The sequence below is a fragment of the Nocardia farcinica genome (assembly GCF_029867845.1).
GTDB lineage: Bacteria > Actinomycetota > Actinomycetes > Mycobacteriales > Mycobacteriaceae > Nocardia > Nocardia farcinica_A.
This window is the reverse complement of record NZ_JARWRU010000755.1, coordinates 1-7,068: the sequence shown is the minus strand read 5'-3', so window position 1 is coordinate 7,068 and position 7,068 is coordinate 1. Positions and strand designations below refer to the sequence as shown.

Annotated in this window: 8 protein-coding genes; 5 read left to right on the top strand and 3 right to left on the bottom strand. The window is 65.6% G+C overall.

The genetic code is table 11. From position 1 onward, the window contains the following. The 3 genes from QH283_RS16570 to QH283_RS16560 all read right to left on the bottom strand — a co-directional run. Positions 1-1,128: carbon starvation CstA family protein (locus QH283_RS16570; protein ID WP_280503886.1), on the bottom strand; the 1,128-nt coding region annotated here is incomplete at its 3' end. 70 nt (positions 1,129-1,198) lie between these two features. Continuing rightward, positions 1,199-1,648, bottom strand: a complete 450-nt coding sequence (locus QH283_RS16565) for a VOC family protein (RefSeq protein ID WP_280503885.1) — start codon at positions 1,646-1,648, stop codon at positions 1,199-1,201. Positions 1,649-1,658: 10 nt separating this feature from the next. After that, positions 1,659-2,498 carry a helix-turn-helix domain-containing protein gene (locus tag QH283_RS16560; protein ID WP_280503884.1) on the bottom strand — a complete coding sequence of 280 codons (840 nt, stop codon included), beginning with the start codon at positions 2,496-2,498 and terminating at the stop codon, positions 1,659-1,661. Positions 2,499-2,567: 69 nt separating this feature from the next. On the opposite strand from QH283_RS16560, the gene ychF reads away from it, so the two are divergent. The 5 genes from ychF (at position 2,568) to QH283_RS16535 (ending at position 6,841) form a co-directional block, all read left to right on the top strand. Beyond that, the gene (gene ychF / locus QH283_RS16555) at positions 2,568-3,668 is read left to right on the top strand and encodes a redox-regulated ATPase YchF (RefSeq protein ID WP_280503883.1); all 1,101 of its coding nucleotides are present in this window, start codon (positions 2,568-2,570) and stop codon (positions 3,666-3,668) included. After that, positions 3,665-4,678, top strand: a complete 1,014-nt coding sequence (locus QH283_RS16550; protein ID WP_280503882.1) for a DNA-methyltransferase — start codon at positions 3,665-3,667, stop codon at positions 4,676-4,678. Before ychF ends, QH283_RS16550 begins: the two co-directional genes overlap by 4 nt. Continuing rightward, a complete protein-coding gene (locus tag QH283_RS16545; RefSeq protein WP_280503881.1) occupies positions 4,675-5,637 on the top strand; it encodes a hypothetical protein in 963 nt (320 codons plus the stop codon). The genes QH283_RS16550 and QH283_RS16545 overlap by 4 nt, the downstream gene beginning before the upstream one ends. A 206-nt stretch (positions 5,638-5,843) precedes the next feature. Continuing rightward, the gene (locus QH283_RS16540) at positions 5,844-6,125 is read left to right on the top strand and encodes a transposase (protein WP_280503880.1); all 282 of its coding nucleotides are present in this window, start codon (positions 5,844-5,846) and stop codon (positions 6,123-6,125) included. Positions 6,126-6,154: 29 nt separating this feature from the next. Continuing rightward, complete coding sequence (locus QH283_RS16535; protein ID WP_280503887.1) at positions 6,155-6,841, top strand: DDE-type integrase/transposase/recombinase; 687 nt, start codon at positions 6,155-6,157, stop codon at positions 6,839-6,841. The last annotated feature ends 227 nt before the right edge of the window (positions 6,842-7,068 follow it).

The window sequence follows — 7,068 nt, the reverse complement described above, 5'->3', positions numbered from 1 at the left end:
CAGTTTCGGCGTGGTGCCGGAGGAGATCAGCGCGTGGAAACCCGAGAGCGCGCCGCAGGCGATGGTGATGAACAGGAACGGGAACAGGCTGCCCGCGAAGGACGGGCCGGCGCCGGTGCCGGCGAACTCCGAGATCGCCGGGGCGGTGAGCACCGGCATGGTCACCAGGATGCCGATCGCCAGCAGGCCGATGGTGCCGATCTTCATGAAGGTCGACAGATAGTCGCGCGGTGCGAGCAGCAGCCACACCGGCAGCACCGAGGCCAGGAAGCCGTAGCCGATCAACGCCCACGCGATGGTGGTGCGCGAGAGCGTGAACCAGTCCGCGCCCCACTCGGTCTCCGAGACCCAGCCGCCGCCGACGATGGCCAGCAGCAACAGCACGATGCCGATCGCGGACACCTCGCCGACCCGGCCCGGCCGCAGGAACCGCAGGTAGACGCCCATGAACAGGGCGATCGGAATGGTCATGGCGATGGAGAAGACACCCCACGGGCTCTCACCGAGCGCGTTGACCACCACCAGCGCCAGCACCGCCAGCAGGATCATCATGATGACGAGGATCGCCACGATGGCCGCGATGCCGCCGACCACGCCCAGCTCGTCGCGGGCCATCTGCCCGAGGCTGCGCCCGCGCCGCTTGGTCGACGCCCACAGCACCAGGTAGTCCTGCACCGCGCCGGCCAGGCAGACGCCGACCACGATCCAGATGGTGCCGGGCAGGTAGCCCATCTGCGCCGCGAGCACCGGCCCGACCAGCGGACCGGCGCCCGCGATGGCGGCGAAGTGGTGGCCGTAGAGGACCCGCCGGTCCATCGGCATGAAATCCTTGCCGTTCTCCAGGATTTCGGCGGGGGTGGCCAGATCGTCGCGCGGCTTGGTGATCTTCCACTCGATGTAGCGCGCGTAGAAGCGGTAGGCGGTGATGTAGGTGCACACCGCCGCGACGACGATCCATACCGCGTTGACGTTCTCGCCCCTGGCGATGGCGAGCACCGCCCAGGCGACCGCGCCGAGGCCCGCGATGGCGGCGAAGATCCCCTTCTTGGCCGGTGTCATCGGGGATCTGTCGACCACCCCCACTGGTGGCAGATCAGGATCCGTCCGCAGATATTCGACTGTCGCCATCCGCTACTCCCTTGTCGCGAGGCACCGAAATGCCCTCAGACGGTATCGGATGGCGCGCGGGCGGCTGCCGCTATTCGCCGCGGTAGGTGCCGAAACTCCACAGGTTGCCCTCGGGGTCGCGGGCGGTGAATCCCCGGGAACCGTAGTCCTCGTCGCGCAGTTCACGCACGATTTCCGCGCCTGCCGCGGTGGCCTTCGCGAACAGCCCGTCGGGGTCCTCGCACACCAGGTAGAGGCAGTCGTTGCCCGGCGTGCGCCGTCCGAACGGGGTGTCGTCCTTGCCCGCCGAGCCGAACATGACGCCGCCGCCGGCGGGCCAGCGCAGCTCCCCGTGCTCGACGACCTCCGGGTCGCTGTCGCGGGTGTAGACGGCGCGCTTGTCGAAGCCGAACGCCTCGGTGAGGAAGGCGACCATGGCGTGGGCGTCGCGGAAGGTCAGGCACGGCCAGACGGCGGTGGTGGTTTCGGTGGTGCGTGTCGTGTCGGTGTGTGTTGTGTCGGTGTGTGTTGTGTCGGTCATGACTCCAGCCTCATCCCGCGGCGGTGCTCTCGTCTTGGACGGATGGAATCTCCTCCTCGCGCAGCCAGGTGGTCGGGCTGCATCCCGCCAGTTCGGCGAAATCGCGGTTGAGGTGCGCCTGGTCGTAGTAGCCACAGCTGGCCGCCACCTGGGCCAGCGTCACGAACGAGGGCGTCGAGGCGATCATCCGCCGTGCCCGCTCGAAGCGGGTGATGCGCGCCGCCAGCTTCGGCGCGAGACCGAACTCGGCGGAGAACCGCCTGGTCAGGTGCTGTCTGCTCCACCCGATCCGGTCGGCCAGCCGGGTCACGCTCGCCGTGCCCGCGCTGTCGACGACCGTGCGCCACGCCCAGCTCAGCTCCGGCGCGACCGTCCGATCCGGGCTCGCCAGCCGGGTCAGCACCTCGTCGCACACCGCGAACCGCGCCCGCCACGAGGCGGGTCCCTGCAAGCGCTCCCACAGTTCGTCCCCGGCCGGGCCGACCAGATCCGCGCACTCCAGCGTGGTGTTCCACAGCGCCCCCGCGGGCAGCCCGAACAGCACCCGGCAACCCAGCGGAGTCAGCTCGATCGCCACCCCTTCCTGGTGCCCGGGGTGCGCGATGGCCGCGCTGGTGGCCTGCAAGCCGCTGAGCACGCAGCGATAGTCGCCGGGGCTCTGGGTGCGATCGGTCTGCGCGACCACGTCGATGGTCGGGCCGATGGCGACGATGAAGGTCTGGTGGCGCGAGGGCAGCCCCCGGTGCAGGCCGGGCGCGTAGCCACTCATCCGGTACCCGACATAGCGGTCGATGAACCCGGTCAGCGGCGCGGCGGGCCGGGCCGTCACCACCTCGGTGGTCGGCTCCATGTGCCCAACCTACGCCCGCCGCGCCCGGCCCGACAGCCTCGCGCGGGCAGCGCGTAGACTCCCGTCCTCGTGAGTCTCACCCTCGGAATCGTCGGCCTGCCCAACGTCGGAAAGTCGACGCTGTTCAACGCGCTGACCAAGAACGACGTGCTGGCCGCGCACTACCCGTTCGCGCCCATCGAACCCAACGTCGGCGTCGTTCCGCTGCCCGACCCGAGGCTCGACCGGCTCGCCGAGATCTTCGGCTCCGAGCGCACCGTGCCCGCCACCGTGTCCTTCGTCGACATCGCGGGCATCGTCAAGGGCGCTTCCGAGGGCGCGGGCCTCGGCAACAAGTTCCTCGCCAACATCCGCGCGGCCGCCGCCATCTGCCAGGTCGTGCGCGTGTTCTCCGACGACGACGTGGTGCACGTCGACGGCCGGGTCGACCCGCTGGCCGACATCGAGGTCATCGAAACCGAGCTGATCCTGGCCGACCTGCAGACCCTGGAGAAGGCGGTCGTCCGCCTCGACAAGGAAGCCAAGGTCAAGAAGGACCGCAAGCCGGTCGCCGACGCAGCCAAGGCCGCCCAGGAGATCCTCAACTCCGGCCGCACCCTGTTCGCCGCCCAGAAGGAAGTCGACACCGAGCTGCTGCGCGAGCTGTCGCTGCTCACCGTCAAGCCCTTCCTCTACGTCTTCAACGCCGACGAGTCCGTGCTCACCGACGAGGACCGAAAGGCCGAGCTGCGCGCCGCCGTCGCCCCCGCCGACGCCGTCTTCCTCGACGCCAAGGTCGAGGCCGAACTCCTCGAACTCGACGACGAGTCCGCCGCCGAACTCCTCGAGTCCATCGGCCAGACCGAACCCGGCCTGCACGCCCTGGCCCGCGCCGGCTTCCACACCCTCGGCCTGCAGACCTACCTCACCGCGGGCCCCAAGGAAGCGCGCGCCTGGACCATCCACCAGGGCGACACCGCCCCCAAGGCCGCCGGCGTGATCCACACCGACTTCGAACGCGGCTTCATCAAGGCCGAGGTCGTCGCCTTCGACGACCTCGTCGAAGCGGGCTCCATGGCCGCCGCCAAGGCCGCGGGCAAGGTCCGCATGGAGGGCAAGGACTACGTCATGGCCGACGGCGACGTGGTGGAGTTCCGGCACGGAGGAACGTCTGGAAGTGGTAAGAAGTGAGCCTTGTCGTGCGAGATCAAACCCCTGACCCCGCCGAGCAGCGTAAGGCAGCCGAAGCCGACTCTCTCTTCGGTCTGACGGAGGCAGCGGGTCGGAAGATTGTTGACCGCTCCGAGGAGCCGGAGTTCCAAACGGCCGGCGAAGGCGAGTTCCAGGCCCAGGTCATCGCCCCGGAGGGAACCATCTACCAAGGCGACTCGATCGCCTGGCTGAAGTCGCTGGATTCTGCTTCGGTGGACCTGATTTTTGCTGACCCGCCCTACAACATCAAGAAGGCCGACTGGGACAACTTCGAGTCGCAGGAGGCATACATTGCATGGAGCCTGGAGTGGATCGTCGAGGCGAGCCGAGTCCTTAAACCGACAGGGAGCCTGTATATCTGCGGGTTCTCAGAGATTCTCGCCGACCTCAAGCATCCGGCTTCCAAGTACTTCGCCGCTTCGCGTTGGCTGGTGTGGCATTACAAGAACAAGGCGAACCTCGGAAGTGACTGGGGTCGATCCCACGAGTCAATCTTGCATCTACGAAAGTCCAAGCGTCAGAAACTGGCGGAGATCGATTACGTCCGTATCCCGTACGGCGCGCACACGCTCAAGTACCCGGGGCACCCGCAGGCAGAGACCTCCGCTTACGGGAAGGGGCAGGGAAAGCGAGACGACTGGATGCCCCACCCGATGGGGGCGAAACCGAAAGACGTCATCGAGGTCCCCACGACATGCAACGGGATGAATGAGAAGACCCCGCACCCGACTCAGAAGCCCGAGGAGCTGGTCCGCAAGTTTGTCTTCGCCGGATCGCGTCCCGATGAGGTCGTGCTGGACCCGTTTTCCGGATCCGGCACGACTGCCGTAGTGGCTGCTCAGCTCGGCCGTCGTTTCCTCGCATGCGACCTCGAGCCGCAGTACAACACCTGGGCCGCGGAGCGTCTGCGTCTCATGCGGCAGCGCACGCCGATGGAGTGGTTCGAGTTCGATAGGGCGAACGCGCAACGACGTGGGGGCATCCGATGAACATCGAGGAGCTGCGAGACTGGGCAACCGACAAAGAGCGTTTCGAGTCGATTGCCGATTACCTCGACTTCGGGCGGGCATATCTCGATTATCGTGCCGAGGGCAACCTGCAGGCTGAGCTGGTGTCACAGAACACTCCGCAATACCGGTTCTTCCAGTACGGTGCGGACGCCGACTATCAGCTGACCAGGCCGATCAACACGATGCTGCTCTACTCGGCGGACGAATACGACGCCGCACGCTCCCTGTTCTACGAGGCCCTTGACAGCGTCATGGATCCGGCGGCAGGTCATGTGGGCGATGAGCACCGCGATTCCCTCAACAAAGTGATCTACACCGCACAGCAGTCGATCGGTGCGGCGCTCGACTCGTTGCCCGCCGGCAGGTCTAATGCGGCGCGGAAGATCAACGGAGATCTGTTTGAGCGCTTTATAGGGCTCGCGATCAATCACTGTGGGGTCGAGTGTCGGTCGGGCGTCTTGAGGATTCCGGTGAAGGACGAACAGGATGTCGAACTGTTCAAGATGAACTACCAGCATGACCTCATGGTTGAGGTCGAGGGGGAGCTGAAGGCCATCGGTTCGGTGAAAACCTCCAGTAAGGACCGTATTGACAAGGTCTTTATTGACAAGTTTCTATACAATCGGCTCACCGGCGTACCGACTCCACACTTCGCCATTTTCCTCAATGACGTGCAGCGCAAGGGTAAGGAGCCGAACTACGGTACGAGCCAGACATTCCTGCGGGGTCACTTCAAGGGGTACACGGTTAAGCTCAACCCGCTGGACGGTGTGTACTACTGTGACCTGCTCCCTCAGATGAAGACGGACCCACTTCTGGCAGATCACATTGATCGCATTGACCGATTTTTCGTGGACGACCTTCCTGAGTTCGTTCGGCATGCACCTGCGCCTGACGTGGAGGTCAAGGGTGAGGCATTTCATGACGAAATGACGTGACCTGCGCTCCAGCACGTAGAAACGTCTCGCGGGTACCCTGTCCCCGTGCCCGAGGACTCCCGCCGCGCCGCGGTCTACCTGCGCATCTCCATGGACCGCGAGAACACCCGCCTGGGCGTCGACCTGGCCTGTCCCCAGTGAATGAGACCGTCTGGTATTAGAGTCCTTGTTGGCCCTGGTCAGGGCTGGAAGGGACACTGAGAACCATGGCAGGACGTAAGCGGCATTCCGCGGAGGACATCGTGCGGAAGCTGCGCCGTGCCGATGAACTCGCCGCTGGTGGGGCCACGGGCGAGCAGATCGCCGCTGATCTGGGGGTTTCAGCGGCGACGTTGTACAACTGGCGACGCCAGTACGGTGGTATGGACACCGACGGAGCGAAAGAGCTCAAAGAGCTGCGGGAACAGAACGCCCGGTTGAAGCGACTGCTGGCGGACGCGGAGCTGGAGAAAGACGCTCTGCGGGAGATCGCGAAGGGAAAATTCTAGGCCCGGCCGCGAAGCGGCGGGCCGTGGACATGCTCCAGCAGGAGAAGGGCATGTCGCAACGGTTCGCGTGCAAGGTGGTCGGGCTGCACAGGTCGACGTATCGGCGGCTGCCGGCCGCACAGACCCCGGACGATCCCGATGCCGGCTTGCGGGCGTGGCTGCGCTCGTATGCGAGCAAGAATCCCTGTCACGGGTTCCGGCGGGCGTGGGCGGCGTTGCGGTTCGACGAGGGCCACGGGGTGAACAAGAAGCGAGTGCACCGGCTCTGGCGTGAGGAAGGGTTGCAGGTTCGGGCGCATTCGCCGCGGAAGCGGGCTGGGCGATCCTCGGTGCCGCAGGTCGATGCGGATGCACCGAAGGTGGTATGGGCGTTGGATTTCCAGTTCGATTCCACCACTGATGGGCGGGCGGTGAAGATCGCGTCGATGGTCGACGAACACACTCGTGAATCGCTGTTGCACCTGGCCGAGCGCTCGATCACTGCCCAACGTTTGGTGGTCGAACTCGAGCGGGTGTTCGCTGCGGTCGGTGGGCCACCGAAAGTGCTGCGGATGGACAACGGGCCGGAACTGATTTCCGATGCGCTGCAACAGTTCTGCACCGACCGAGTCGGGATCATCTACATTCCACCCGGAACGCCGTGGAACAACGGCTTCATCGAGTCGTTCAACCGGCGGCTACGCAACGAATGCCTCAACCGCAACCATTGGACCTGAATCGCCCCGGCGGGTCGGGAGACTTCACTTCTTGAGGAAGGATGAAGTCTGTGAGTTCGAGGAAGTACCCGCCGGAGTTGCGTGAGCGTGTCCCGCGTCAAGTAGTTGGCAGGTTTTCGGTCTCGGGAAAGTTGGGTATCAGGGGGTCGGCGGCGCCGAGGTGGACCTCGGCGGGCCGGTTCCACGCGATGGCCTCGTGTGGACGGATGGTGTTGTACTCGATGCGG